This is a genomic window from Rubrivivax sp. A210, assembly GCF_904426505.1.
GTDB lineage: Bacteria > Pseudomonadota > Gammaproteobacteria > Burkholderiales > Burkholderiaceae_C > Rubrivivax.
Genome location: NZ_CAJGBN010000023.1, coordinates 62,181 through 87,877, shown reverse-complemented (window position 1 = coordinate 87,877; position 25,697 = coordinate 62,181). Strand labels below are relative to the sequence as shown.

Genomic DNA, 25,697 nt, shown 5'->3' with positions numbered 1-25,697 from the left:
AGCGCCCGCATGACCCACACCGAACCCTCTGCCCTGGCGCGGCCCGGCCGCCTGCGCCGGGCCCTGCTGTGGGGCGCGCTGCTGGCGCTGCTGGCGGTGGCCCAGGCCCTGCTGCTGGCGCTGACCATCAGCTACGAGTCGGCACGCGCCCAGGACGATGCCGATGCGGTGGCGCTGGAGGCGGCGGCCGAGCTGCGTCGCGAACTGCTGCGCCAGATGCAGACGCTGCAGACCCTGGCCATCGCGCCGCAGCCGCGGCTGAGCTGGCGCGCCGCCGCCCAACCCCTGCTCGCCAGCCGCCACGGCCTGGAGCGCGTGGAATGGCGCGACGAGAAGTTTGCCGTGGCCGAGGCCGAGGACACGCCCTATGCGCCGACACTGGCGGCGCTGATGCCGCGCCAGGCCCTGGGGCTGGAGGCCGAGTTGGCCTGCGACCTGTCGCGCCGCGCCGCCTCGCCGATGTTCTCGCACAGCTACTTCGTGCCCCTGCCCGACGGCGCCGGCGTCGAGGTGATCGATCTCTGCCTGCCGGTGCTGGCGGCGGGGCGTGAGTTGGGCTTCCTGGTTGGCACGATGTCGCTGCAGCGCCTGCTCGAAAGCGCCCTGGCGCCGGCCTCGGCGCGGCGCTACGAGATCTCGCTCATCGAGGGCGATGGCGCCCGCCTGGTGCGCGCCGGCGTGCCGCGCGGTGCCGGTGTCTATGTCGCCGAGCACGTCATCAACCTTCCTGGCAGCACGCTGCGGCTGCGCGCCGACAGCGCCGCCGGGCGGCCGGGGCTGATTCCCAACCTGGCGGTTGCGCTGGTCATCGGCCTGTCGCTGGCGCTGTCGGGCGTGGTGCTGCTGCTGGCGCGCGACGTGCGCCGGCGTGCCTTTGCCGAGCGCGCGCTGGCCGAGGCCCTGGCCTTCCGCAAGGCGATGGAGGATTCGCTCTCGACCGGGCTGCGCGCACGCGATCTCGAAGGACGCATCACCTATGCCAACCCGGCCTTCTGCGCGATGGTGGGCTATGCCCAGGACGAGTTGCGCGTGCCGCCCGGTCGGCTGCCGCCCTACTGGCCGCCGGAGTTTGCCCAGACCTACCTCGAACGCCAGCGCCTGCGCCTGGGCGGCAGCCGGCCGGCGCAGGAATCGCGCGAGGGCTTCGAGACCGTCTTCATGCGCAAGAACGGCGAGCGCTTCCCGGTCATGATCTACGAGGCGCCGCTGGTCGACGGCGAGGGCCGGCAGACGGGCTGGATGAGCGCCGTGCTCGACCTCAGCGCGCAGCGCCGCGTGGAGGAGTTGTCGCGCCAGCAGCAGGACCGCCTGCAGGCCACGGCCCGCCTGGCCACGGTGGGCGAGATGGCCTCGCTCTTGAGCCACGAGCTGAACCAGCCGCTGGCGGCCATTGCCAGCTATGCGGCCGGCTCGCTCAACATGCTCGACGAGCCGACGCCGGGGGCGCAGGAGGTCGAAGACCGGGCGCTGCTGCGCCAGGCGCTGGAGCGCATCGCCGAGCAGGCCGAGCGTGCCGGCCGCGTCATCAAGAGCGTGCACGACTTCGTGCGCCGGCGCGAGCAGCACCACGAGACGCTGGGCGTGGACCTGCTGATCGAGGCCGTGCTGCCGCTGGTGCGGCTGCAGGCGCGCAAGAGCGGCACGCGGGTCGAGGTTGACCTGCCGCAGCCGCCGGCGCGCATGCCGCGCGTGCGCTGTGACCGCACCATGGTCGAGCAGGTGCTGCTCAACCTGTCGCGCAACGGCATCCAGGCGATGGAGACGGCCACCGAGCCGGCCGCCCGCGTGCTGGTGTTGCGGGTGCGCCAGACGCATGGTCGCTGGGTCACCTGCAGCGTCATCGATGCCGGCCCGGGCATCGCGCCCGAGGTCGCGGCCAAGCTCTTCAACCCCTTCTTCACGACGCGGGCCGAGGGCATGGGCCTGGGTCTGAGCCTGTGCCGCACGGTGATCGAGCAGCACGGCGGCGCGCTCGACTTCGGCCCCGTGCCGCTGGCGCGCGGCACCGAGTTCCGCTTCACGCTGCCGGCGGCGCGCGAAACCGAACCCGTCGAGGCGCCGACACCCGCCCCCAGCCAGGGCTGATCGCGCCGCCTTCATACTAGCGGCCGTTCATCCGCTGCGGCCCGCCCATGCCCACCGATCCCGCGCTCGGCATTCCGATGGTCTACCTCGTCGACGACGAGGACGTCGTGCGCGACGCGCTGGCCTGGCTGCTGCGCTCGCGCCGCCTGCTGTCCGAGGGCCACGCCAGCGCCGACGCCTTCGAGGCCTGGCTGACGGCGCGCCGCGCACCCGGCCAGCCGGCCTGGCCGCCGGCACCCTGCTGCCTGGTGCTGGACATGCGCATGCCCGGCACCAGCGGCCTCGTGCTCTTCGAGCGCCTGGCCGAGGCCGGACTGCTGGCGCTGATGCCGGTGATCTTTCTCACGGGCCACGGCGACGTGCCCACCGCGGTGGCGGCCGTCAAGCGCGGCGCTTTCGACTTCGTCGAGAAGCCGTTCTCCAACAACGCCCTCGTCGACCGCATCGCGCAGGCGCTGCAGGCCAGCGCCCAGGCCCTGCTGCAGCGCCGCGCCGGTGACGCGGTGGCACGCGCGCTGGCCGAGCTGACCGAGCGCGAGCGCGAGGTGATGGAATTGGTGCTGGACGGCAAGCCCAACAAGCTGATCGCCGACGAGTTGCAAATCAGCGTTCGCACGGTGGAGGTTCACCGGGCGCGCGTCTTCGACAAGATGGGCGCGCGCTCGGCGGTGGAGCTGGCCAATCTGCTGCGCGGCCAGGGGCGCGCCTGATGGCCGGCGAGTTCGAGCTCATCGCCCGCCACTTCACGCGAGCCGGCCGGCCGCTGCGTCAGGCGGCGCTGGGCGTGGGCGACGACTGCGCGCTGTTCGCGCCCTTGCCGGGCATGCAGCTGGCGGTGTCCACCGACATGCTGGTCGAGGGCCGCCATTTTTTGTCCACCGTGGCGCCCGAGCGCCTGGGCCACAAGGCGCTGGCGGTCAACCTCAGCGACCTCGCCGCCTGCGGTGCAGCGCCGCTGGCATGTACGCTGGCGCTGGCGTTGCCGCGCGGTGACGAGGCCTTTGTCGCCGGGCTCGCCAAGGGGCTGTTCGCGCTGGCCGACGAGCAGGGCATCGAGCTGGTGGGCGGCGACACCACGGCCGGCCCGCTCAACCTGTGCATCACCGTCTTCGGCCAGGTGCCGGTGGGCCAGGCCCTGCTGCGCAGCGGTGCGCGCGCCGGCGACGAGCTGTGGGTCAGCGGCAGGCTGGGCGACGCGCGGCTGGCGCTGGAGGTCTTCCGCGGCCGCGTCGCGCTCGCTGGCAACGACTTCGAGACCGTGCGCCGCGCGATGGAGCTGCCGCAGCCGCGCGTGGCCCTGGGCCTGGCGCTGCGTGGCGTGGCCAGCAGCGCCATCGACCTCAGCGACGGCCTGGTGGGCGATCTCGGCCACGTCCTGGCGCGCTCGGGCGTGGCCGCCGAGGTCGAGCTCGAGCGCCTGCCGCGCAGCGCCATCCTGGCGGCCCAGGCGCCGGCGCTGCAGCAGGAGTGTCTGATCGCCGGCGGCGACGACTACGAGCTGCTCTTCACCGCGCCCGAGTCGCAGCACGACGCCGTGCTCGCCGCCGGGCGCACCGCAGGGGTGCCGGTGACGCGTTGCGGCCGCATCCTGGCCGGCAGCGGCCTCACGGTGCTGGACGGCGACGGCCGCGCCCTGGCGCCGTCCTGGCAGGGCTTCGACCACTTCGCCTGATGGCCGGCGTCGCCACCGTCCCCAGCGTGGCCCGCGTCAGCGCCGGCTTCATGCTGCGCCACCCGGCGCGCTGGCTGGCGCTGGGCTTTGGCAGCGGCCTCAGCCCCAAGGCGCCGGGCACGGTGGGCACGCTGTGGGGCTGGGTGTCCTTTCTCGCGCTCGACCGCTGGCTGGGGCCCGGCAGCTGGGGCCTGGTGATTGCGGCGGCCCTGCTTCTGGGTCTGTGGGCCTGTACGCGCACGGCGCAGCACATGGGCATCGCCGACCCGGGTGCCATCGTCTGGGACGAGGTCGTGGCCTTCTGGATCATCCTGTGGCTGCTCACCCCGGCCGGCTTCTGGATGCAGCTGGCCGCCTTCGCGATGTTCCGCTACCTCGACGCCGCCAAGCCGGGGCCGGTGGGCTGGGCCGACCGCCTGTTCAAGCTGCGGCCCGGCGAGGCCATAGGCTGGCGCCAGGGCGTGGGCATCCTGTTCGACGATCTCGTGGCCGCCGCCTGTACGCTGCTTTACATCGCCGTCTTCATCCGCCTGTGGAATTCATGAATACGGGACTCCTGAACTTCGAGCCCGCCGTCGCCCGCCTGGCCGAGGCGCTGCTGGCGCGCGGCTGGCGCATCGCCACCGCCGAGAGCTGCACCGGCGGCCTCATCGCCGCCGCCTGCACCGCCCGCGCCGGCTCCAGCGACTGGTTCGAGCGCGGCTTCGTCACTTACAGCAATGCCGCCAAGACCGAGTTGCTGGGCGTGGACGCGGCTCTCATCGCGGCCCACGGCGCCGTCAGCGAGGAGGTCGCGCAGGCCATGGTGGGCGGCGCGCTGCAGCGCGCGCCGGTGCAACTGGCCGTGGCCGTGACCGGCATTGCCGGCCCCGGCGGCGCCGTGCCGGGCAAGCCGGTGGGCACGGTGTGGCTGGCCTGGGGCGCGGCGAAGGGCATCCAGGCCGAGTGCCTGCACCTGCCCGGCGACCGCGACGCCGTGCGTGCCGCCACCGTGGCCGTGGCGCTGCGGCGGCTGGCCGAGGCGGCGCGCGCATGAAGCTGCTGCTGTGCGGCGACATGGCGGCGGCCGAATGGGCCGTGTGGCGCGCCGCCCTGGCCGCCGCGATGCCCGAGGCCGAGTGGCTGGACCGCGCATCCGCGCTGGCCGCGGCCGATGAAGTGCAGGCCGCCGTGGTGGCCAACCCGCCGCCCGGCAGCCTGCAAGGCCTGCCGCGCCTGCGCCTGGTGCAAAGCCTGTGGGCGGGGGTGGACCGGCTGCTGGCCGACCCCACGTTGCCGCCCGAGGTGCCCGTGGCGCGCATGGTCGACCCGGCCATGACCGCGGCCATGGCCGAGACCGCGCTGTGGGCCACGCTGGCGCTGCACCGCGGCTTCTTCGCCTATGGCCGGCGCCAGGCGCGGGGTGAATGGCGCGTACACGCCCAGCGCCGCGCCGACGAGATCGGTGTGCTGGTGCTGGGCCAGGGCGAGATGGGCCGCGCCGCGGCGGCGCGCATCGCCGCCCAGGGTTATCGGGTACACGGCTGGCGCCGCGACGGCGGTGCGCTGGCGCCGCTGCTGGGGCGGGCGCAGGTGCTGATCAACCTGCTGCCGCTGACACCGGCCACGCGCGGGCTGCTGGATGCGAAGCTGTTTGCCGCGCTGCCGCCCGGTGCCGGCGTGGTCAACCTCGGGCGCGGCGCGCATGTGGTGGATGCCGACCTGCTGGCGGCGCTGGACGCCGGCCACCTCGGCCAGGCCGTGCTCGATGTCTTTCACCAGGAGCCGCTGCCCGCCGACCACGCCTGGTGGCGCCACCCGCGCGTGGCGCTGCTGCCGCACGCCGCGGCGCTGACCGACCCGCGCAGCGCCGCCGCGGTGGCCGTGGCCAACCTGCGCGCGCTGCGCGACGGCGGGGTGCTGGTGCATCGGGTGAGCCGTCAGCGCGGCTACTGATCAGGCCGTTCGGGTCGCATCGACCCAGTAAGATCGCATGCGCTTGGCGTCGACCATGGCCACGCAGCAAGGCCGCAGCCCTGGCCATGAGGGCAGACGAGGCGACCCAGGGGACCTACAGATGATCTTCGGCTGGTTTGACGCGCGTGCGGCACGCTCCTTCGGATCGGAGCTGGCGCTCGCCTTCATGGCCCTGGTACCGGCCGACGCCAAGATGACGGACCGCAAGTTCGAGGCGAAGGCGCGGTCGGCGCTGACGCAGCTCGGGCGGCGCGTCGCCGATTTCACCCGCGAGCACCGCCTGAACGGCTATCAGAAGGCGCGCCTGGGCAACGCGTTCAAGTGGGCGCTCAAAGACGCCGGCTACGACGCGGCCTACATCGACAAGCTCACCGACTGGCTGATTCTTCAGCTCCAGTAGGCCGTGCACAAGCTGCCTCGAGCCAAGGGCCTGCGCGGGCCGACCCGCTTGGCAAGCCGGGCTTGCGCCGGAGTGAACCGTGCGACGAAGCCGCAGGCCGGGGCGCCCGGGCGCGGCCTGGGGCCTGGGAGCGCATGATGTTCGGCTGGTTGACGAAGCGGGCGACCAAGGCTGCTCCGGCCGTCGCACCCACGCCGTCCGCCGCAAAGCCCATCCCCGGGTCCAGCGAGGCCAAGCGGGTCGAAGGCAACGCCCACCTGGATCGCAATGAACTCGATGCCGCAGCTGCCTGTTATCTCGAGGCTGTCCGGCTGGACGAGCGGTCGGTGCCGGCAAGAATCAATCTCGCCTACGTGCTGCTGGAGCTCAAGCGCGAGCAGGAAGCCCAGGACCAGCTGGTGCAGGTCACAGCGGTCGATCCGTCGAATGTGGACGCCCTTTTCATGCTCGGCGGCATTGCGAGAGCACGCGGCGATCTGGCGGGGGCCATCGCGCACTTCGAGAAGGCGGTGAGCGCAGATCCGGGCTTCGAGCCGGGCTACCCGGCGTTCTGCAAGGCCTGCGTCGAGGCCGGCCAGGTCGGCCGCGTCGAAGCGCCGCTCAGGCGCGGACTGGAGGCCTTGCCGAATTCGGCCAGCCTCCACTTCCTGCTTGGCAATGCGCTCCAGGTGGCGGGTCAAGGCGCCGCCGCCTTGGAGTCGTACCAACGGGCGATTGCCATCCGGCCGGATCATGCCGAAGCCCATGCGAACGCCGCGGTGGTGCTGCGTTCGCTCGGGCAACTCGAGCGGGCAGTCGCGCATCTTCAAAGGGTGGCAGCCTTCCGGGCCGCGGACTTCGGCGCGCAGATGCAGTATGGCGTTGCACTGCTGGGGCTCGACCGCGTCGACGCCGCGATCGACAGCCTCCGCCGTGCCGTGGCGATCAGTCCGACGTCTGCCGCCGGCCTGACCAACCTGGGCATCGCCTACGCCGCCAAGGGACGATCGGACGAGGCCATCGCCCAGTACCGGCTCGCCCTGGCTGCCGACAAGTCGCACGCCGCCGCCTACGCCGGCCTGGGCGTCGAGTTGAATGAACAGGGGCGGCCGGCAGAGGCCGTGGCGAGCCTGCGCCAGGCCGTCGAGCTGGACCCGACGGCCATCGAGGCGCACAGCAGCATGCTGTTCCTGTTGAGTTTCCTGGGCAAGCCCACCGAGTACATCGAGGAAGCGCGCCGCTATGGTGCCAAGGTGGAAGCAGGCGTGCGGCCTCTGCCAAGGCAGGGCCTGGCCGGCGAAGCGAACCCGCCCCTGCTGCGGGTCGGGCTGGTCTCCGGCGACCTTCGCGCCCACCCGGTCTCGGAGTTTCTCGAGGGGGTGCTCGAACAGCTCGATCGGGGACGGATCGAGTTGTTCGCCTATGTCACGAATGGGCGCCAGGACGAGATGACGGCACGGCTGCGTCGCCAGTTCGCCGGCTGGGTGTCCATCGTGGGCATGGATGACGAGTCCGCTGCGCGCCGCATCCAGGCCGATGGCATCCATGTCCTGATCGACCTCGCCGGCCACACCGGAAGCAACCGGCTGGCCGTCTTTGCCTGGAGGCCGGCACCCGTCCAGGTCACCTGGCTGGGCTACCTGGCGAGCACCGGGCTGTCGTCGATGGACTACGTACTGGCAGACCGCATTTCGCTGCCCGAGGCCAGCCGGGCCCAGTTTGTCGAACAGGCCTGGTACCTGCCGAACAGCCTGTACTGCTTCACCGTACCGAAGGCAGCTCCCGCGGTCGGGCCCTCTCCGGGGCTGGCATCCGCAAGCGTCACCTTCGGATCGTTCCAGCGGATGAACAAGGTCAGCGACGAAACGCTGTCTGTCTGGAGCCGCGTCTTGCAGGCTGTGCCCGGCGCGCGCCTGCGCCTGCAGAACAAGCAGCTGGGCGATCCGCGGGCGCGGCCACCTATTGCCCAGCGGCTCGCCGCATTCGGCATCTCGGCTGAGCGGGTCATCTTTGCCGGGCCCGTTCCCGACCGGGCGGCCTACCTCGCCTGCCACGACGAGGTCGACATCGTCCTGGACACCTTTCCCTACCCGGGCATCACCACCACTTGCGAAGCGCTGTGGATGGGCGTTCCGACACTCACGCTGGCGGGTGACTCCCTGCTGTCGAGCCAGGGCGCCAGCCTGCTGCACTGCGTCGGTCTGGATGACTGGATCGCGGCCGACGCCGAGGACTATGTCCGCCGGGCCGTGCGCCATGCTGCGAACCGGGAGGCGCTGGCCCAGCTGCGCGCCGGTCTGCGTGACCGGGCGAGGGCATCGCCATTGTTCGACGCGCCGCGCTTCGCCCGCGATCTCGAACTGGCGCTGCACGGGATGTGGCGCCGGGCCCACCCAACCCCATGAAGTGAAAACCGGGGTCGGAATCCGGGGGGCTGGTCTTGCCCGATACCCCGCGGCGGCGCCGCTATTGAAGGCGGGCGTTGTTCAGGCTTGCAACGCCAGCGGCGGACGCGCGCTGGCGCCTCGTGGCGGCGCGGCCTGGGCCTCGACGGCCAGCAGCGCCAGTCGACGCAGCGCGTCCCAGGGCTCGAGCGGCCAGTCGGGGTGTTTCAGGCCCTTGGTGATGCCGTCGCAGATGCTGGCCGCGGCCACCAGGCGGCCCAGCGCCGGGGCTTCCAGCCGGGGCAGCGCGCGCTCGAAGAGCTTTTCCTTGGTGCCCCAGACGCGTGCCTCGCGCAGCGCCAGCGGCAGCGGCCGGCCGTCGTCCAGCGCCGCGCGGGCGCGCTGCAGCGCGCGCATGTCCTCGGCCAGGTTCCACAGCACCGGCACCGCGGCCTCGCCCTCGGCGCGCAGGCCGTCCAGCATGCGCAGCACGCGAGAAAGCTTGCCGCTCCACAGCGCCTCGCCGAGCTGGGTGGTCTCGTAGCGCGCCACGTCCAGCACGGCGGCCTCGATCTGCTCGAAGCTCAGCTCGCCCGCCGGGTGCAGCAGGCCCAGTTTCTGGATCTCTTGATGGGCGGCGAGCAGATTGCCCTCCACCCGGTCGGCGAAATAGGCCAGCGCGCGCTGGCCGTCCTCACCTGCCTGTACGCGCTGGCCCTGGCGCGCCAGGCGCTGGGCCAGCCAGGCCGGCAGCGCGCCCAGCGCGATGGCCTCGACGCGCAGGCTGATGCCGGCGCTGTCGAGCGCGCCGAACCAGGCCGCCTTGGTCTGCTGGCCGTCGAGCCGGGGCAGCTGCACCAGGGTCAGCACGTCCTCGGGCAGGCGTTCGCAATAGCGTTGCAAGGCCTCGGAGCCTTCCTTGCCCGGCTTGCCCGAGGGGATCCGGATCTCGATCAAGCGCCGCTCGGCGAACAGGCTCATGGCCTGGGCCGCGCCGAGCAGGCCGCTCCAGTCGAAATGCGCGCCGCTGACGGTGAAGACCTGGCGCTCGGCAAAGCCGGCGGCGCGCGCCGCGGCGCGGATGGCGTCGGCCGCCTCCTGGGCCAGCAGGGGCTCGTCGCCGTGGAGGGTGTAAAGCGGCTTCAGGCCGCGTGCCAGTTGCGGTTCGAGCTGGTCGAGGCGGATTTGCATCAGGCCTCTCTGGCGCGCGCAACACAGGTGGTCGCGCCATCCCGCGGCCGGCGTGGAACCGGCTCTGCCGGGCCGCTGGCGGCGCCCCGTGGGGGAAGGCGCCGAAGGCGCTGCGGGGGGGTCATACGCTCACCGAGGCCAGGCGGCGCAGCACCTGGCCGACGACGTCGGACTGCATCTCGCGGAAGAGCTCGGCCTCTTCGCTTTCCTTGGCCAGCGCCGCCGTCTCGCTGTAGCTGAGATCGCGCGCCACCAGCAGCTCGGCGCGTGCAATCAGCTCGCGGCCGCCGGGGGTGTCGGCGCGAAAGCTCAGCTTCAGGCGGAGCTGCTGCTCGCGCACCAGGGCCGCCGAGGTCGAGGCGACGATGCTGCGCTCGCGCACATCTTCCAGCGCGCGCAGCACGATCTCGGCGCGCGCAGGGTCGTCCTGCACCTGGACCTGGCGCGCGAGCTGGCGCTTGAGCTCTTCGGCCAGCGGCGAGCGCGGCGCGAAGCCGACCAGCGCGATGCTGGAGAAAGCCAGGCGCGGCGGCTGGCGCAGCTGGAAGCCGCAGCCGGCCAGCAGGGCCGAGATGCCCGCAGCCGAGACGGCCGCCAGCAGCCGGCGCCGCTCAGACGACGACATTGACCAGCCGGCCCGGCACCACGACCACCTTCTTGATCGGCTTGCCTTCGGCAAAGCGCTGCACCTCGGGGCTGGCCAGCGCGGCCGCCTCGATCTCGGCCTTGCTGGCAGCGGCCGGCACGCGGATGGCGCCGCGCAGCTTGCCGCCCACCTGCAGCACCAGTTCGATCTCGGCCTGCACCAGGGCCGCCTCGTCGACCTGGGGCCAGGGCGACCTGAGGATTTCGACGCCGGCTGCGGCAAAGCCCAGCTCGATCCAGAGCGCGTGCGTGATGTGCGGCGCCACCGGGTAGAGCGTGCGCAGCAGGATGCCGAAGACCTCGCGTAGCACCGCGGCGTCGGCCGCGTCGGCCGCATTGGCGGCCGGGTTGCCGAACGAAGTGGCCATGCGCGCGTCGTCGATGGCGTTGAGCATCTTCATCGCGCCCGAGACCACGGTGTTGTATTGCAGGCGGTCGTAATCGTGGCTCACCTGGCGCAGCAGCAGGTGGATCTCGCGCCGCAGCGCGGCGGCCGGCGGGTTGGCGCCGGCCGTCGTGGCGCCGGCCTGGGCGATCTGCGGGGCCAGGCGCAGGCCCGAGGCCCAGAGCCGGCGCAGGAAGCGGTAGCTGCCCTCGGCGCCGGAGTCCGACCAGGCCGCACTCTGGTCGGGCGGGCCGGCGAACATGGTGAACACGCGTGCGGTGTCGGCGCCGAACTTGGCGATGATGTCCTTGGGCTCGACGACGTTGTTCTTGCTCTTGGACATCTTCTCGATGCCGCCCAGCGACACCGGCAGGCCGTCCTCGCGCGCCGTGGCGCCGGTGGGTGCGCCCTTGTCGTCGTAGGCCACCTCGACCTCGGCCGGGTAGAACCAGCGCTTCTTGCCGGTGGCGTCCTCGCGGTAGTAGCTCTCGTTGAGCAGCATGCCCTGGGTGAAGAGCTTCTTGAAGGGCTCTCCGAAGCTCACCAGGCCAAGGTCGCGCATGGCCTTGGTCCAGAAGCGCGCGTACAGCAGGTGCAGCACGGCGTGCTCGATGCCGCCGATGTACTGGTCCATCGGCATCCAGTAGTCGTTGCGCGCGTCGACCATGGCCTCGTCGCTGCCGGGGCAGCAGTAGCGCATGTAGTACCAGGCGCTGTCGACGAAGGTGTCCATGGTGTCGGTCTCGCGCCGCGCCGGCTTGCCGCACTGCGGGCAGGCCACGTTCAGGAAGGACGCGCACTTGTTGAGCGGGTTGCCGCTGCCATCGGGCACCAGGTCTTCGGGCAGCAGCACCGGCAGGTCTTTCTCGGGCACCGGCACGCTGCCGCAGTCTGCACAGTGGACGATGGGTATCGGCGTGCCCCAGTAGCGCTGGCGGCTGATGCCCCAGTCGCGCAGGCGCCAGGTCGTCTTCTTCTCACCCAGGCCCAGGCGCGCCAGTTCGCCGGCGATGGCGTCCACCGCCAGCGTGTAGCTGAGGCCGCTCCAGTTGCCCGAGTTGACGGTGACGCCCGTCTGCTTGTCGGCATACCAATCCTGCCAGCGCTCGTAGTCGAAGTGCTCGCCGTCGACGTGGACGACCTGCAGGATGTCGATGCCGTACTTGCGCGCGAAGGCGAAGTCGCGCTCGTCGTGCGCCGGCACGCCCATCACGGCGCCGTCGCCATAGCTCATCAGCACGTAGTTGCCCACCCACACCGGCACGTCCTCTTCGGTGAGCGGGTGCCGCACCGTCAGGCCGGTGGGCAGGCCGGCCTTCTCCTTGAGCGCCATCTCGGCCTCGGTGGTGCCGCCCTTCTTGCATTCCTCGATGAAGGCGGCGAGTTCTGGGTTGTGGCGCGCGGCGTGGGTGGCCAGCGGGTGCTCGGGCGCGACGGCGCAGAAGGTGACGCCCATCAGGGTGTCGGCGCGCGTCGTGAAGACGTACATGCGGCCGTCCTGGATCAGCGCGCCGTCGTCGCCGCGGATGTCATGCGTGAAGGCGAAGCGCACGCCTTCGCTCTTGCCGATCCAGTGCTCCTGCATCAGGCGCACGCGCTCGGGCCAGCCTTCCAGGTAGTCGGGGTGGGTGGTGTCGGCCACGCCGGCCAGCAGCTCGTCGGCGTACTGCGTGATGGCGAGGTAGTAGCCCGGGATCTCGCGCTTCTCGACGATGGCATTGCTGCGCCAGCCGCGCCCGTCCACCACCTGCTCGTTGGCCAGCACGGTCTGGTCGACCGGGTCCCAGTTGACGACCTGGGTCTTCTTGTAGGCGATGCCCTTCTCGAGCATCTTCAGGAAGAACCACTGGTTCCACTTGTAGTAGCCGGGGTCGCAGGTGGCGAGTTCGCGGCTCCAGTCGAAGGCCAGGCTCAGCGGCCGCATCTGCGCCTTCATGTCGGCGATGTTGGCGCGCGTCCAGGCCGCCGGCGGCACGTTGTTGTCGATGGCGGCGTTCTCGGCCGGCAGGCCGAAGGCGTCCCAGCCCATCGGCATCAGCACGTTCAGGCCCTTCATGCGCAGGTAGCGCGCCATCATGTCGTTGATGGTGTAGTTGCGCACATGGCCCATGTGCAGCTTGCCGCTGGGGTAGGGCAGCATGCTGCAGACGTAGAACTTGGGCCGGCTCGCGTCTTCGGTGACGCGGTAGGCGTCGGTCGCGGCCCAATGGGCCTGCGCGGCGGCTTCGACTTCGGCGGGGACGTATTTGTCGTTCATCCCGCGATTCTACGGAGACCCTACCCGTTCAACGGGGCGGCGGCGCCTCGGTGACCAGGCCGATGCGCGTGAGCCCGGCTTCCTGCACCCAGGCGATCAGCTCGGCGACGCGGCCATAGGGCACGGCGCTGTCGGCACGCAGCTGCACCTCGGCCGTGGCGTCGCGCCGCGCCGCCTCGCGGGCGCGCGCCATCACCTGCTCGCGCGCACTCGCGGCCGGCAGCGGCGTCTCGCCCAGGAAGACCTGGCCGCGGGCGTCGATGGCCAGGGCCAGGAAGGCCGGCGCGTCGCTGGCGGCGCCGGCGGCGGCCTTGGGCAGATCCAGGCGCAGGCTGCTGGCCAGCAGCGGCGCGGTGATGATGAAGATCACCAGCAGCACCAGCATGACGTCGATCAGCGGCGTCATGTTGATCTCGCTCATCGGCTGCGAGGCGGGGCTGCGCTCCAGGCGTCCGAAGGCCATGTCGGTGCTCAGTCGCCGCGCAGCTTGTCGAGCACCATCTGGCGCAGGTCGTGGGCAAAGCCCTCGAGCTCGGCCTCGCAGGCCGCGACCCATTTGCCGAAGACGTTGTAGGCCAGCACCGCGGGCACGGCCACGGCGATGCCGGCGGCGGTCATGATGAGCGCCTCGCCGATGGGGCCGGAGACCTTGTCGATGCTCAGGCTGCCGGCGGCGGCGATGCCGGCCAGCGCGTGGTAGATGCCCCAGACGGTGCCGAAGAGTCCGACGAAGGGCGCCGTGCTGCCGATGGAGGCCAGCAGCACCTGGCCGAACTGCAGATGGGCCAGGCCGTGGTGCAGCGCGTCGCGCAGGCGCCGCGTCAGCTGGGCCTCCTGCTGGCCGGCGGCCTCCAGCGTGCCGCGCGGCGGCTCGGCGGTGGCGGCGGCCAGCAGCGGCAGCAGCACCTGCTCGCGGTCCATCGCGGCGACGCGGGCCTGGCCCTCGGCCAGCGTGGCGGCGTCCCAGAAGGCGGGCACGGCGCGTGCGATGTCGGCGGCGGCGCGCCGCAGCAGCCAGCCCTTCCACAGCACCAGCACCCAGGCCGTCACCGACATCGCCAGCAGCAGCAGCGCAACGCTGCGGCCGACGGCATCGGCCTGGGTCCAGAAGTGCTCCAGGCCTTGCATGGCATCAGCCCGCGGCGGTCATTCCAGGCCCAGCACGTCGCCCATGCCGTAGGCGCCCGGCGCGCGGCCGGCCAGGAAGCGCGCGGCGCGCAGGCTGCCTTCGGCATAGTTGGCGCGGCTGCCGCTCTTGTGCGAGATCTCGATGCGCTCGCCGGTGCCGGCGAACATCACCGTGTGCTCGCCGACGATGTCGCCGCCGCGCAGCGTGGCGAATCCGATGGCGCCGGCCGGGCGCTCGCCGGTGTGGCCGTGGCGGGCGAACACGCCGTGCGTGTCCAGGCTGACACCGCGCGCCCGTGCCACCGCCTCGCCCATCGCCAGCGCCGTGCCGCTGGGCGCATCGACCTTGTGCTTGTGGTGGACCTCGACGACCTCGATGTCATAGCCCTCGCCCAGCGCCCGCGCCGCCTGGTCCAGCAGGCGCAGCATGACGTTGACGCCCACGCTCATGTTCGGCGCCCACACCAGGGCCAGGTGCTGGCCGTGGGCGGCGAGTTCGGCCTTCTGCGCCGGCGTGAAGCCGGTGGTGCCGATGACGGCGCGCACGCCGAGTTCGCGGCACACGGCCAGGTGGGCCAGCGTGCCCTCGGGGCGTGTGAAGTCGATCAGCACGTCGGCGCCGGCCAGCCCCTGGCGCAGGTCGGATGTGATGGTGATGCCGGTGGCACGGCCGGCAAAGGCGCCCGCGTCCTGGCCCAGGGCCGGGCTGCCGGCGATGTCGAGCGCGCCGGCCAGCGTGCAATCACCGCTGGCCAGCACGGCCTCGATCAGCATGTGGCCCATGCGGCCCGAAGCCCCGGCAATCGCAATCTTCAGCATGGCGCGGCCCTCAGCTCTTTTCCAGCGGCGGATAGCTGCGCACCGGGCCCACCGGCTCGGCCGGCGGCGCCGGCGGGCGCACCGGAAGCGGCAGCGCCTTGCGCTCGTCCTCGCTCAGCTCGAGCTTGGGCACGGGGCGGGTCTCGTGGCGGCTGATCGAGGCCACGAAGTCGCGCTCCGACGGCAACTCGGCGGCTTCGATGGACTTCACGGCATCGCCGTCGAACAGCACGACCACGCTGCGCCGCTGAATCGTGGCGCCGGGCCGGCGCAGGCTGAAGAGGTAGTCCCAGCGGTTGGCGTGGAAGGGGTCGGCCAGCAGCGGCGTGCCCAGGATGTCGCGCACCTGCAGTCGCGTCTGCCCCGGTTTGAGCAGGGCCAGCTGCTCGCGCGTGACGACATTGCCCTGCACGATGTCGATGCGGTAGGGCGTGATGAGTCCGAACAGGCTGTCGGTGCGCTGCAGCGATTCGCAGCCGCCGAGCAAGAGGGGTGCTGCTAAAGCGATGAGGACGAGGGGCGATGGGCGCATGGACGGCAACGCGGGTGGGCAGTGGGGGTTCCCGGGGCCGCGGCCACGGCGGCGGCGCGATGGGCACAGGCCGGCCAGGGCGGGCCCGGCTGGCTATGATGGGCGGATTCTAGCGGCCGGTCGTCGGTCCACCGTAGAGGAGTGGCGAGTGAAGAACGCCGACGATCTGAAGAGCAGCGGGCTCAAGGCCACGCTGCCGCGCATCAAGGTGCTGGAGGTCTTCCAGCACACCGAGCGTCGCCACATGAGCGCCGAGGATGTGTTCCGCGCCCTGCTGGCCGAGGGCGCCGACATCGGCCTGGCCACCGTCTACCGCGTGCTGATGCAGTTCGAGCAGGCCGGCCTGCTGACGCGCAGCAACTTCGAGAGCGGCAAGGCGGTGTTCGAGTTGAACGAGGGCCACCACCACGACCACCTGGTGTGCCTGGATTGCGGCCGCGTCGAGGAGTTCTTCGACCCCGAGATCGAGGTGCGCCAGCGCGCCGTGGCGGTGGCACGCGGCTTCGAGTTGCAGGAGCATTCGCTGGCGCTGTATGCGCGCTGCAGCAAGGCGGAGTGCCCGCACCGCCACAGCAAGTAGGCGCTGCCGCGCATACGGGTTCGCATTCGGCCGTAGAACCTGGCGGGGAGCCGAAGACAGTGCTGACGCGCGGCGAGGCGACCCAACGACGATAGACGGTCGAATGCGAACCCGTATCAGCTGTCCCCGCCCTGTTCCATCGCCGCCTGGTGGCGACGGATGAAATCCTGGTAGGTGTCGATGCCGCGCAGCTGCAGCACGGTATTGCGCACCGCGGCCTCGACCAGCACCGCCAGGTTGCGGCCGGCGTCCACCGCGATCACCACCTTGCGCACCGGCAGGCCCAGGATCTCTTCGTGCAGCGGCTCGTAGGGCAGGCGCTCGAACTCGCGCTCCATCGTCTCCTTGCGCACGAGGTGGACGATGAGCTTGAGCCGCATCTTGCGGCGCACCGCGGTCTCGCCGAAGATGGCCTTGATGTCGAGCAGGCCGATGCCGCGCACTTCCAGCAGGTTTTGCAACAGCGCCGGGCAGCGGCCTTCCAGCGCCGTCTGCGAGATGCGGAAGATGTCCACCGCATCGTCGGCCACCAGGCCGTGGCCGCGGCTGATGAGTTCCAGCCCCAGTTCGCTCTTGCCCAGGCCCGATTCGCCAGTGACCAGCACGCCCAGGCCCAGGATGTCCATGAAGACGCCGTGGCGCGTGGTGCGGTCGGCGAAATGCTGGCCCAGGTAGCCGCGCACGACGTCGATCACATGGCCGGCCGAGGCGGTGGTGACGAAGAGCGGGATCTCGGCGCGGTCGCACATCGCCACCAGGCGGTCGGGCGGCGTTTGCTCGTCGGCGACGATGATCACCGGCGGTTCCAGCGTCACGATGCGCGAGATGCGCCGTTCCTGGTCCTCGGGCGCGCTGGTGGCGGTGAGGTAGGCGACCTCGCGGCGGCCGACGATCTGCATCCGGTAGGGGTGGATGTAGTTCAGGTAGCCCACCAGGTCGGCCGCCGAGCGCGCCTCGCGCACTGCGGCGTCGGCGAAACGGCGTTCAGGGTGGGCGTGGCCGGCGATCCACTCCCAGCGCAGCACCTCCTGGTGCGCCTCGAAGAGCGCCTCGGCGCTGATCGAGGTGGGCTTCATGCGCGGGGCAAGGCGCTCAGGCCACCGACTTGAGCGGCTGCCAGTCGGAGATCAGCTTGTGGACGCCCGCGGCGTCGGGCTCGGTCTTGAGGCGCTCGCGCAGTTCGCGGTCGGACAGCATCTCGGCAATCTCGGACAGGATCTCGAGATGGCGCTGCGTGGCAGCCTCGGGCACGAGCAGGAAGATCAGCAACGACACCGGCTCGTCGTCGGGGGCGTCGAAGGGAATGGCCTGCTGCACCCGCACCACGGCGGCGAGCGGGTTCTTCAGCCCCTTGATGCGGCCGTGCGGAATGGCCACCGCGTGGCCCAGGCCGGTGGAACCCAGGCGCTCGCGAGCGAAGAGGTTGTCGGTGACGGTTCCGCGTGCAATGGCGTGCTGGTTCTCGAACAGCAGGCCGGCCTGTTCGAACACACGCTTCTTGCTGGTCGCATCCACGTTCACCAGCACATTGCTGGCGGGCAGGATGGCGGCGAGACGGTTCATCGGAACTTTCCCCTCCGCGGCGTTGATGCCAGGCCGCGACCGAAGGTGTTGATCGAACTGATCATCATAGCAACCGTGTTGCAAAAGCTGCAGCTTGGGTCACATTGATTCGGGTGCCTGATGAACTATTGCTGCAATGCAGCAACATTTCGGAAGATGCCGATTGCCCCAGCGGCGGCGGCGTGCCATGAAAAACGGCCCCGCGGGGCCGTCGTCCGGGACGCGAGCGCGGTTCAGGGCGCGCCGGCGCCCAGGCGCTTGGGCGATTCGTGGTGATGGTCCTGGAGCTTGTCCTTGTAGCGCACGACCTGGCGGTCGAGCTTGTCCATCAGCTGGTCGATGGCGGCATACAAGTCTTCGTGCGACTGCTCGACGAAGATGTCACGGCCCTTCACATGCAGCGTGACCTCGGCCTTCTGCCTTCGTTCCTTTTCCTTCAGCTTTTCCACGGTCAGCAGCACGGTGACGTCCACCACCTGGTCGAAATGCCGCGTCACGCGGTCTAGCTTGGTAAGGACGTACTCCCGGAGGGCAGGAGTGACTTCGAGGTGATGGCCGCTGATCGTCAAGTTCATCAGAACCTCCTTTGCGAGGGGTGGGAAAGCGGCCGGCGGCGCAGCCGTCGGCCCGGGGGAAGGGTGGGGGTAGGGAGGGGGAGAGCGGGCCCGCGGTACGGCATAGGCGGTGGGGAGTCAGACCTAGTGTGCCCCCGTTACATCGGCATGACAAGCGAGCCCCATGAGCCGAAATGTGTCCGAATTGAGATCGGTCAAGGACGGAAGGTCGTCCGGTTGCGGGGTGTGCGGCAGGTCACGGTGGCGCGCCCTGCCACGCCGCGGGCAAAGTGCCGTCGCTAGAATGGAAGTGACCAGGGACGGCATGGCTACGCAAAAAATGAAACTGATCGGATCGTTTACCAGCCCCTACGTGCGCAAGGTGCGCGTGGTGATGGCCGAGAAGAAGCTCGATTTCCAGCTGGTGATCGAGGATCCCTGGAACACCGAAGCGGTGCTCAAGAGCAACCCGCTGGGCAAGGTGCCCTGCCTGGTGATGGAAGGCGGCGAGGCGGTGTTCGACTCGCGCGTGATCGTCGAATACCTCGACACCCTGTCGCCGGTGGGCAAGCTGATCCCGCCCACGGGCCGCGAGCGCATCGCGATTCGCACCTGGGAGGCGCTGGCCGACGGCCTGCTCGATGCCGCCGTGGCCGCGCGCCTGGAGGCCCAGTGGGCCGGCCGTGCCGCGGGCGAGCGCAGCCCGGCCTGGATCGCGCGCCAGATGCGCACCATCCAGAACGCGCTCAAGGCCATGAACCAGGGTCTGGGCGACCAGCCCTTCTGCGCCGGCAACCACTTCACGCTGGCCGACGTGGCCGTGGGCTGCGCCCTCGGCTATCTGGAATTCCGCTTCGCCGATGTCGACTGGCGCGGCGACCATCCCAAGCTGGCCAAGCTCTACGACAAGCTGGCGGCGCGCCAGAGCTTCGTCGACAGCGCGCCGCCGTGCGCCTAGCCGCGGCTGTCCCGGCCCGTCAGGGCACGAAGGCGAGAAAGACAAAAGCCGCGAACACCACCAGGTGAACCGCACCCTGCATCAGATGGGTGCGGCCGGTGCCCAGCGTGATGGCACTGACCAGGAAGGTCATCGCCAGCATCGCCATCTCCTTGGGCGCCAGGCCCAGCACCAGGGGCAGGTCCAGCCAGGTGGCGGCCACCACGACGGCCGGCACCGTGAGGCCAATGCTCGCCAGGGCCGAGCCCAGTGCCAGGTTCATGCTGGTCTGCAGGCGGTTGGCACGCGCGGCGCGAAGCGCGGCCCAGGTCTCGGGCATCAGCACCACCAGCGCGATGACGATGCCGACCACCGCCTTGGGCAGCGAGGCCGCGTTCACCAGGCCCTCGACCAGCGGCGACAGCGCCTTGGCCAGGCCGACCACGGCCACCAGGGCCAGCGGCAGCAGCAGCGCACTCAGGCCGGCCTGCAGCCTTGTGGGCGGTTGAGCGTGTACCGATTCGTCGGCGGCGTCGCTGGCGGGCAGGAAATAGTCGCGGTGGCTCACCGTCTGCACGAAGACGTAGACCGCCCACAGCGCGCTCGACGCCAGGCCGACGAAGACCAGCTGCGCCTCGGTGTAAGTGCCCTCGGGCGAGCTGGTGGTGAAGACTGGCATCACCAGCGCGATGGTGCATAGAACGACAAGCGCCGCCAGCGCCGGCCCGGTGCCCGCCACCTGGAAGCTCTGCTCGCGGTGGCGCAGGCCGCCCACCAGCAGGCAGGCGCCGATGACACCGTTGCAGATGATCATCACCGTGGCGTAGAGGGTGTCGCGCGGCAGGGCCGCGGCGGTGGCGCCGCCGCTGAGCATCAACGAGACGATGAGCGCCACCTCGATCACCGTGATGGCCAGCGCCAGCACCAGCGTGCCCAGCGGCTCGCCGACGCGGTGGGCCACGACCTCGGCATGGTGGACGGCGGCCACCACGGCGCCAACCAGGGCCAGCGCGCCGATCAGTTGCAGCAGGCCCACGCCCGGCTGGCCCAGCATCAGGGCGAGCCACGCCAGCGCGGCGGGTGGGGTCAGCAGGGGCCAGGGTTTCACCTGATCGATTGTCGACGCTGCTCCAAGGGCCGCGCTCAGGCGGGGCCGTTTGCCGGTTCGAGGGCGCTGTAGCGGTCGGCCGCGGCCAGCGGCCAGAACAGCTTGAAGACGCCGTGCGGCCAGTCGGCGCGGCCCTCGATGGCGGCCAGCAGCGCCCCTGGCTTCACGAAGCCCAGCTGGTGGGCGAGCAGGCGCACATCACTGTCGCCGACGCGGCGCACGATGTGGGCGGCGGTGATCTGGTCGGGGTGCGTGAGGCCGGCGGCCTGCACCAGCTCCTTCAGCGCCCGCAGCGTGTTGTCGTGGAAGCGCCAGACGCGCTCGATCTTGTCGGGCACCACCAGGGCGCGCTGGCGCGCCGGATCCTGCGTCGTCACGCCCGTGGGGCAGTGGCCGCTGTGGCAGGTCTGGGCCTGCAGGCAACCCAGCGCGAACATGAAGCCGCGCGCCGCATTGCACCAGTCGGCGCCGAGGGCGCGGGCGCGCACGATGTCGAAGGCGCTCACCACCTTGCCGGCGCAGCCGATGCGGATGCGGGCGCGCAGGTTCAGCCCCACCAGCGTGTTGTGCACCAGCAGCAGGCCCTCCTGCAGTGGCGCGCCGACGTGGTCGGTGAACTCCAGCGGCGCCGCGCCGGTGCCGCCCTCGGCGCCGTCGATGACGATGAAGTCGGGCAGGATGCCGGTCTCCAGCATGGCCTTGCAGATCGCGAACCACTCCCAGGGGTGGCCGATGCAGAGCTTGAAGCCGGTGGGCTTGCCGCCCGAGAGCCGGCGCAGCCGCTCGATGAAGTGCATCAGTTCCAGCGGCGTGGCGAAGGCACTGTGGCTGGCCGGGCTGACGCAGTCCACACCCGGCTCGACGCCACGCGCCGCGGCGATCTCGGCCGTCACCTTGGCCCCCGGCAGCACGCCACCGTGGCCGGGCTTGGCGCCCTGGCTGAGCTTGATCTCGATCATCTTCACCTGCGGGTCCAGCGCATTGGTGACGAAGCGCTCCTCGCTGAAGCGGCCGGCCTCGTCGCGGCAGCCGAAATAGCCGCTGCCGATCTCCCAGATCAGGTCGCCGCCGTGTACGCGGTGGTGCTGGCTGATCGAGCCCTCGCCGGTGTCGTGGGCGAAGTTGCCGCGTTTGGCGCCGCCGTTGAGCGCCAGGATGGCGTTGGCGCTGAGCGCGCCGAAGCTCATCGCCGAGATGTTGAAGACGCTGGCGCTGTAGGGCTGGGTGCAACTCGTGCCGCCCGCGCCGATGAGGATGCGGAAATCGTGGCTGGCGATGTGTACCGGCGCGATGGAGTGGTTGATCCACTCGTAGCCGCCAGCCTGCACATCGAGCTGGGTGCCGAAGGGGCGCTTGTCGGCCGCGCCCTTGGCGCGCTGGTAGACCAGCGAGCGCTGGGTGCGCGAAAAGGGCGTGGTCTCGTTGTCGCTCTCGATGAAGTACTGGCGGATCTCGATGCGCACGAACTCGGCCAGGAAGCGCAGATGGCCGATGACGGGGTAGTTGCGCAGCACCGAGTGCCGCCGCTGGCGCGTGTCGCGCCAGCCTAAAGCGGTGAGAAAGAGGCAGGCCAGCGCAGCCGGCCCGCCGCGGCCGAAGGCAACCCAGGTGAAGCCAAACAGCAGCAGCCCGATGGCGCACAGCAGCCAGGCCGTGTAGCGCACCGGGAAGTGGTGGTCGATTTTCTGCAGCCATTCGTGCATGGGTGGGCCTCCCGGGCAGGTGCTTGCAAGTGCGTGCGGCGGTGCCGGGCGATGGTAGTCGGCCCGCCACCGCGGCTGCGGCCGTGCTCTCTTCGCCCATGCGCGTGGCTATACTTGCCCACGACAGCGCCGATTTGTTCCGAATTGCGGGCGCTTTAACAAATGCCGCTAAAGCGGTATCCCGCTTCAGCGTAGGCTCATGTCGCGCAGCGACGTGATGCCGAAGCTAAAAGGGGACGCCGCCGACCCGGTGCCCGCTTTTGGCGGCGCCGGGTTTTTTCATTGATGGCCTCCCTCGGACACGTCACACCGCAGCAAATGCACTTCGGCGAGCCGTTGCCGCTGAAGAGCGGCGCCGTGCTGGCCGACTACAGCCTGGTCTACGAGACCTACGGCCGGCTCAACGCGGCCAAGAGCAATGCGGTGCTGGTCTGCCATGCGCTCAATGCCAGCCACCATGTGGCCGGGCTCAATGAGGCCGGCGCGGCGGGCTGGTGGGACAACCTGGTCGGTCCCGGCAAGCCGCTGGACACCGACCGCTTCTTCGTCATCGGCGTCAACAACCCGGGCTCCTGCTTCGGCTCCACCGGGCCCATGCATGTGAACCCTGCCACCGGCCGCGTCTACGGCGCCGATTTTCCGGTGGTGACGGTGGAAGACTGGGTCGACGCGCAGGCGCGGCTGATGAGCCGCCTGGGCATAGCTCAGCTTGCCGCCGTGCTGGGCGGCAGCCTGGGCGGCATGCAGGCGCTGGCCTGGGCGCTGCGCCACCCGCAGCGCGTGCGCCACTGCATCGCGGTGGCGACGGCGCCCAATCTCTCGGCGCAGAACATCGCCTTCAACGAGGTGGCGCGGCGCGCCATCGTCACCGACCCCGATTTCCACGGCGGCCACTTCTACGCGCACGGCGTGGTGCCCAAGCGCGGCCTGCGCGTGGCGCGCATGATCGGCCACATCACCTACCTGTCGGACGACTCGATGGAGGCCAAGTTCGGCCGCGGCCTCAAGGCTGCCGAACTGGGCTACAGCACGCTGGACATCGAGTTCCAGATCGAGAGCTACCTGCGCCACCAGGGCGACAAGTTCAGCGAGTACTTCGACGCCAACACCTACCTGCTGATCACGCGTGCGCTCGACTACTTCGATCCGGCGCGTGAGCACGGCGGCGATCTCTCGCGCGCCTTCGCCGCGGCCCGCGACCAGCGCTTCCTGATCGTGAGCTTCACCACCGACTGGCGCTTTTCGCCGGCGCGCAGCCGCGAGATCGTCAAGGCCCTGGTCGACAACCGCATCGCGGTGAGCTATGCCGAGATCGCCGCGCCCCACGGCCACGACGCCTTCCTGCTCGAAGACCCGCGCTACCACGGCGTGATGAAGGCTTACTTCGACAAGGTGGCGGCCGATGTCTGAGCACCATGTCTGAGAAGAGCGAACTTGAACTCATCGCCGCGATGGTGCCGGCCGGCAGCCGCGTGCTCGACCTGGGCTGCAACAGCGGCGAGCTGCTGGCCTGGCTGCAAACGCACAAGGGCTGCAGCGGCTACGGCATCGAGATCGCCGACGCCGACGTGCCGGTGTGCGTGGAGCGCGGCGTCAACGTCATCCAGCTCAACCTGGAGGAAGGCCTGGCGCTCTTCGACGACCAGAGCTTCGACGTCGTGCTGCAGCTCGACACCCTGCAGCACCTGCGCAACACCGAGAAGATGTTGCGCGAGACGGCGCGCGTGGGCCGCATCGGCATCGTCAGTTTCCCGAATTTCGCGCACTGGCCCAACCGCCTGCATGTGCTGGGCGGGCGCATGCCGGTGACGCGGCGCATGCCCTACGAGTGGTACGACACGCCCAATATCCGCGTCGGTACCTTTGCCGATTTCGAGGTGCTGGCCGGCAAATGCGGCCTGGCCGTGACCGATGCCTTCGGCCTGCACCGCGGCCGCGTGGTGAGGCGCTGGCCCAATCTGCTGGCCAGCGTGGCGGTGTTCCGCTTCGAGCACGGCGTGCTGGCCGACTAGCGCTTTCGGCGCCGGCGGCCAGCGCGCCGCTGCTGCATCAATCCAGCGTGACCTCGGTGCGCACGGTGCCGGCGCGGTCGGCGGTGGCGGTGAGCGCCAGCGCCGTGCCGCGGGCGCCGCGCACCACCCACTCCACCACGGCGCGGTCGGCGGTGATCTCGCGGCTGGGCAGAAAGGCCTGCTGCGAGGTCTTGGGCGCATGGCCTTCCAGGTGGGCGCCGATCTCCCGCTCGCGCCCGCTCACCAGGCTCACGCCCGGCGGCAGATGGATCTGGAACACCGTGCCACGCACGGTCTTGCGCTCGAGCGCGCGCTTGGTGACGTAGGACGGCAGCCAGCCGGCGTTGGCCACCGCGAAGCGGATGCGCCAGGTGTCTTCGCCCAGCGCGCGCACCTCGGCGCGCAGCAGTTCCAGCCGCGGCAGCGAGAGCGCGATCTGCTGCAGCCAGGCCGGAAATCGCGCCGCCTCGCGCTCGCGCAGCGCCGGCGGCGGGTTGCGCCAGAAGTTCATCTTGTCCCAGCCACCCAGCTCCACCATGCCCAGCTGCGGGTGGCGGTAGGGATACCAGTTGACATGGGCCTTGCCGCCGCAGTGGTCATCACTCCACTTGAGCAGCTTGAGGTCGTCCTCGACCGGGTGTTCGCGGTACCAGTCGATCCACTTGTAGTCGGTGATGCCGGCTTCCTTGTTGGGCGACCACAGCTCCACCACCCAGAACAGCGCGCCCAGGTGCTCGTAGACCCAATCCTGCGTGCCGGTAATGACCTGCTTGGGGTGGTACTTGAAGTCGTGCCAGATGCTGATGGCCGGGTAGCCGGTGAGCTTGGCGCCCAGCTCGGAAAAGCGCTTGTAGGTCCACAGGTCTTCCGGCGTCATGTCGTCGTCGCTGGCCGTGCCCATGGGCCGCAGGATGACGCCGCTGTGGGTGTGGAAGCTGACCGCGGCGCCGATGTTGGGGTGGCGGCTGATGAAGTCGACCATGGCGCGCACCTCGGGCTCGCTGGTCGGGTAGGGGCCGGCGCCCAGCTGCTCGAATTCCTGCCGCCAGCCCGATGGGAAGTTGCGGTTGAGGTCCAGCCCCTCGCGGTCGGGGTTGGCGTTGAGCATGAGGCCGTCGAAGTTCTTCAGCGTGCCCTCGGGGATGAGGCGGAAGTACTCGCCGCCGAACTCACCCGGCTCGCGCGCCACCATCAGGCGCGGGTCGCCTTCGTGCTTCTTGTAGGGGCCGTGGGGGTCGGGCAGGCGCATCTGCAGCACGCGGCCGTCGCCGTCGACGTCTTCGATGGTGAGGCCGTCGACCGGCTCTTCGTCAAAGGGATAGGGCCGCGTCGACGAGCGGATGTGGCGCGGCCGGTCGGCCAGGGCCAGTTCGGCGCCGTCGGGGTTGAGGCGGGGCACGATGTAGACGGCGCGCGTCTGCAGCAGGTGGCGCACCGCCGCCTCGCCGGCCGTCCAGCCGCTGACGAGCTGGTGCAGCCAGTACAGACAGGTGGTGCTGGCGGTCAGTTCGGCAGCATGGATGTTGCCGTCGATCCAGATCGCCGGCTTGTCGCCGTCGCTGCCGCTGGCGGCGTCGGTCAGCGTGAGCAGCCAGATGTCGCGCCCTTCCCAGCTCTTGCCTATCGATTCCAGCGCCACCAGGCCGGGTGCGGCGGCGGCGTAGTCCTGCAGCAGGCGCGTCAGTTCGGCGTAGCGGTAGAACTGGTCGAAGCGGGGCACGGGTACGGCGGGCATGGTGGCACTGCGGCAGGTGGCGGAGCAGGCATCCTAACTGCGGGCACCGGCACCTTGCCACCGCGCCAGCCC

General features: G+C 70.6%; 25 protein-coding genes. 12 read left to right on the top strand and 13 right to left on the bottom strand.

Features of this window, described 5'->3' with window-relative positions; translation table 11 throughout:
- Positions 1-9 precede the first annotated feature (9 nt).
- The 8 genes from JMV16_RS14080 to JMV16_RS14045 all read left to right on the top strand — a co-directional run bounded on the left by JMV16_RS14080 (position 10) and on the right by JMV16_RS14045 (position 8,497).
- Positions 10-2,085, top strand: coding sequence for a sensor histidine kinase (locus JMV16_RS14080; RefSeq protein WP_201494921.1), 2,076 nt, complete (start codon positions 10-12; stop codon positions 2,083-2,085).
- 47 nt (positions 2,086-2,132) lie between these two features.
- Positions 2,133-2,795 carry a response regulator transcription factor gene (locus tag JMV16_RS14075; RefSeq protein WP_201494920.1) on the top strand — a complete coding sequence of 221 codons (663 nt, stop codon included), beginning with the start codon at positions 2,133-2,135 and terminating at the stop codon, positions 2,793-2,795.
- A complete protein-coding gene (thiL, locus tag JMV16_RS14070; RefSeq protein ID WP_201494919.1) occupies positions 2,795-3,757 on the top strand; it encodes a thiamine-phosphate kinase in 963 nt (320 codons plus the stop codon). Before JMV16_RS14075 ends, thiL begins: the two co-directional genes overlap by 1 nt.
- Positions 3,757-4,302, top strand: coding sequence for a phosphatidylglycerophosphatase A (locus JMV16_RS14065; RefSeq protein WP_201494918.1), 546 nt, complete (start codon positions 3,757-3,759; stop codon positions 4,300-4,302). The genes thiL and JMV16_RS14065 overlap by 1 nt, the downstream gene beginning before the upstream one ends.
- Positions 4,299-4,793, top strand: a complete 495-nt coding sequence (locus JMV16_RS14060; protein WP_201494917.1) for a CinA family protein — start codon at positions 4,299-4,301, stop codon at positions 4,791-4,793. Before JMV16_RS14065 ends, JMV16_RS14060 begins: the two co-directional genes overlap by 4 nt.
- Positions 4,790-5,692, top strand: coding sequence for an NAD(P)-dependent oxidoreductase (locus JMV16_RS14055; protein ID WP_201494916.1), 903 nt, complete (start codon positions 4,790-4,792; stop codon positions 5,690-5,692). The genes JMV16_RS14060 and JMV16_RS14055 overlap by 4 nt, the downstream gene beginning before the upstream one ends.
- Positions 5,693-5,813: 121 nt before the next feature.
- On the top strand, positions 5,814-6,113 hold the full coding sequence (locus JMV16_RS14050; RefSeq protein ID WP_201494915.1) for a hypothetical protein: 300 nt from the start codon (positions 5,814-5,816) through the stop codon (positions 6,111-6,113).
- A gap of 137 nt (positions 6,114-6,250) precedes the next feature.
- The gene (locus JMV16_RS14045) at positions 6,251-8,497 is read left to right on the top strand and encodes a tetratricopeptide repeat protein (RefSeq protein ID WP_201494914.1); all 2,247 of its coding nucleotides are present in this window, start codon (positions 6,251-6,253) and stop codon (positions 8,495-8,497) included.
- Between the two features lie 81 nt (positions 8,498-8,578).
- Here the strand turns inward: JMV16_RS14045 and holA are convergent, their stop codons facing one another.
- From holA to JMV16_RS14010, 7 genes are all read right to left on the bottom strand, one after another.
- Positions 8,579-9,667 carry a DNA polymerase III subunit delta gene (gene holA, locus JMV16_RS14040; protein WP_201494913.1) on the bottom strand — a complete coding sequence of 363 codons (1,089 nt, stop codon included), beginning with the start codon at positions 9,665-9,667 and terminating at the stop codon, positions 8,579-8,581.
- A gap of 121 nt (positions 9,668-9,788) precedes the next feature.
- Positions 9,789-10,292 (bottom strand): LPS assembly lipoprotein LptE, encoded by a 504-nt coding sequence (gene lptE, locus JMV16_RS14035; RefSeq protein WP_201494912.1) that lies wholly within the window; start codon positions 10,290-10,292, stop codon positions 9,789-9,791.
- Positions 10,279-12,954, bottom strand: a complete 2,676-nt coding sequence (gene leuS, locus JMV16_RS14030) for a leucine--tRNA ligase (protein WP_201494911.1) — start codon at positions 12,952-12,954, stop codon at positions 10,279-10,281. The genes lptE and leuS overlap by 14 nt, the downstream gene beginning before the upstream one ends.
- A 28-nt stretch (positions 12,955-12,982) precedes the next feature.
- The gene (locus tag JMV16_RS14025) at positions 12,983-13,417 is read right to left on the bottom strand and encodes an ExbD/TolR family protein (RefSeq protein WP_201494910.1); all 435 of its coding nucleotides are present in this window, start codon (positions 13,415-13,417) and stop codon (positions 12,983-12,985) included.
- Positions 13,418-13,425: 8 nt separating this feature from the next.
- On the bottom strand, positions 13,426-14,082 hold the full coding sequence (locus tag JMV16_RS14020) for a MotA/TolQ/ExbB proton channel family protein (RefSeq protein WP_201494909.1): 657 nt from the start codon (positions 14,080-14,082) through the stop codon (positions 13,426-13,428).
- An 18-nt stretch (positions 14,083-14,100) separates the two neighbouring features.
- Positions 14,101-14,901, bottom strand: coding sequence for a 4-hydroxy-tetrahydrodipicolinate reductase (gene dapB / locus JMV16_RS14015; protein WP_201494908.1), 801 nt, complete (start codon positions 14,899-14,901; stop codon positions 14,101-14,103).
- 10 nt (positions 14,902-14,911) lie between these two features.
- Positions 14,912-15,433 (bottom strand): outer membrane protein assembly factor BamE, encoded by a 522-nt coding sequence (locus JMV16_RS14010; protein WP_201494907.1) that lies wholly within the window; start codon positions 15,431-15,433, stop codon positions 14,912-14,914.
- Positions 15,434-15,581: 148 nt separating this feature from the next.
- Here JMV16_RS14010 and fur point away from each other — a divergent pair, with 148 nt between their 5' ends.
- Positions 15,582-16,013, top strand: a complete 432-nt coding sequence (gene fur, locus JMV16_RS14005; RefSeq protein ID WP_201494906.1) for a ferric iron uptake transcriptional regulator — start codon at positions 15,582-15,584, stop codon at positions 16,011-16,013.
- Between the two features lie 116 nt (positions 16,014-16,129).
- Here fur and hprK read toward each other — a convergent pair whose 3' ends face one another.
- The 3 genes from hprK to hpf form a co-directional block, all read right to left on the bottom strand.
- Entirely contained in the window at positions 16,130-17,089 is a 960-nt protein-coding gene (gene hprK, locus JMV16_RS14000) for an HPr(Ser) kinase/phosphatase (RefSeq protein WP_201494905.1), read from the bottom strand.
- A 16-nt stretch (positions 17,090-17,105) separates the two neighbouring features.
- A complete protein-coding gene (locus tag JMV16_RS13995; RefSeq protein ID WP_201494904.1) occupies positions 17,106-17,576 on the bottom strand; it encodes a PTS sugar transporter subunit IIA in 471 nt (156 codons plus the stop codon).
- Between the two features lie 233 nt (positions 17,577-17,809).
- Entirely contained in the window at positions 17,810-18,151 is a 342-nt protein-coding gene (gene hpf, locus JMV16_RS13990) for a ribosome hibernation-promoting factor, HPF/YfiA family (RefSeq protein ID WP_201494903.1), read from the bottom strand.
- A gap of 319 nt (positions 18,152-18,470) precedes the next feature.
- Between hpf and JMV16_RS13985 the strand changes: the two genes are divergently transcribed.
- The gene (locus JMV16_RS13985; RefSeq protein ID WP_201494902.1) at positions 18,471-19,088 is read left to right on the top strand and encodes a glutathione S-transferase C-terminal domain-containing protein; all 618 of its coding nucleotides are present in this window, start codon (positions 18,471-18,473) and stop codon (positions 19,086-19,088) included.
- A gap of 19 nt (positions 19,089-19,107) precedes the next feature.
- On the opposite strand, the gene JMV16_RS13980 is transcribed toward JMV16_RS13985, so the two are convergent.
- Together JMV16_RS13980 and JMV16_RS13975 are read right to left on the bottom strand one after the other, a co-directional pair.
- Entirely contained in the window at positions 19,108-20,175 is a 1,068-nt protein-coding gene (locus JMV16_RS13980; RefSeq protein ID WP_411565031.1) for a calcium:proton antiporter, read from the bottom strand.
- Between the two features lie 35 nt (positions 20,176-20,210).
- Positions 20,211-21,878, bottom strand: a complete 1,668-nt coding sequence (locus JMV16_RS13975) for an FMN-binding glutamate synthase family protein (RefSeq protein WP_201494901.1) — start codon at positions 21,876-21,878, stop codon at positions 20,211-20,213.
- 285 nt (positions 21,879-22,163) lie between these two features.
- Here JMV16_RS13975 and metX point away from each other — a divergent pair, with 285 nt between their 5' ends.
- Complete coding sequence (gene metX, locus JMV16_RS13970) at positions 22,164-23,288, top strand: homoserine O-succinyltransferase MetX (RefSeq protein ID WP_201494900.1); 1,125 nt, start codon at positions 22,164-22,166, stop codon at positions 23,286-23,288.
- A 5-nt stretch (positions 23,289-23,293) separates the two neighbouring features.
- Complete coding sequence (gene metW, locus JMV16_RS13965) at positions 23,294-23,890, top strand: methionine biosynthesis protein MetW (RefSeq protein WP_201494899.1); 597 nt, start codon at positions 23,294-23,296, stop codon at positions 23,888-23,890.
- A gap of 37 nt (positions 23,891-23,927) precedes the next feature.
- On the opposite strand, the gene JMV16_RS13960 is transcribed toward metW, so the two are convergent.
- Positions 23,928-25,625, bottom strand: coding sequence for a M14 family metallopeptidase (locus JMV16_RS13960; RefSeq protein WP_201494898.1), 1,698 nt, complete (start codon positions 25,623-25,625; stop codon positions 23,928-23,930).
- Positions 25,626-25,697: the final 72 nt, after the last annotated feature.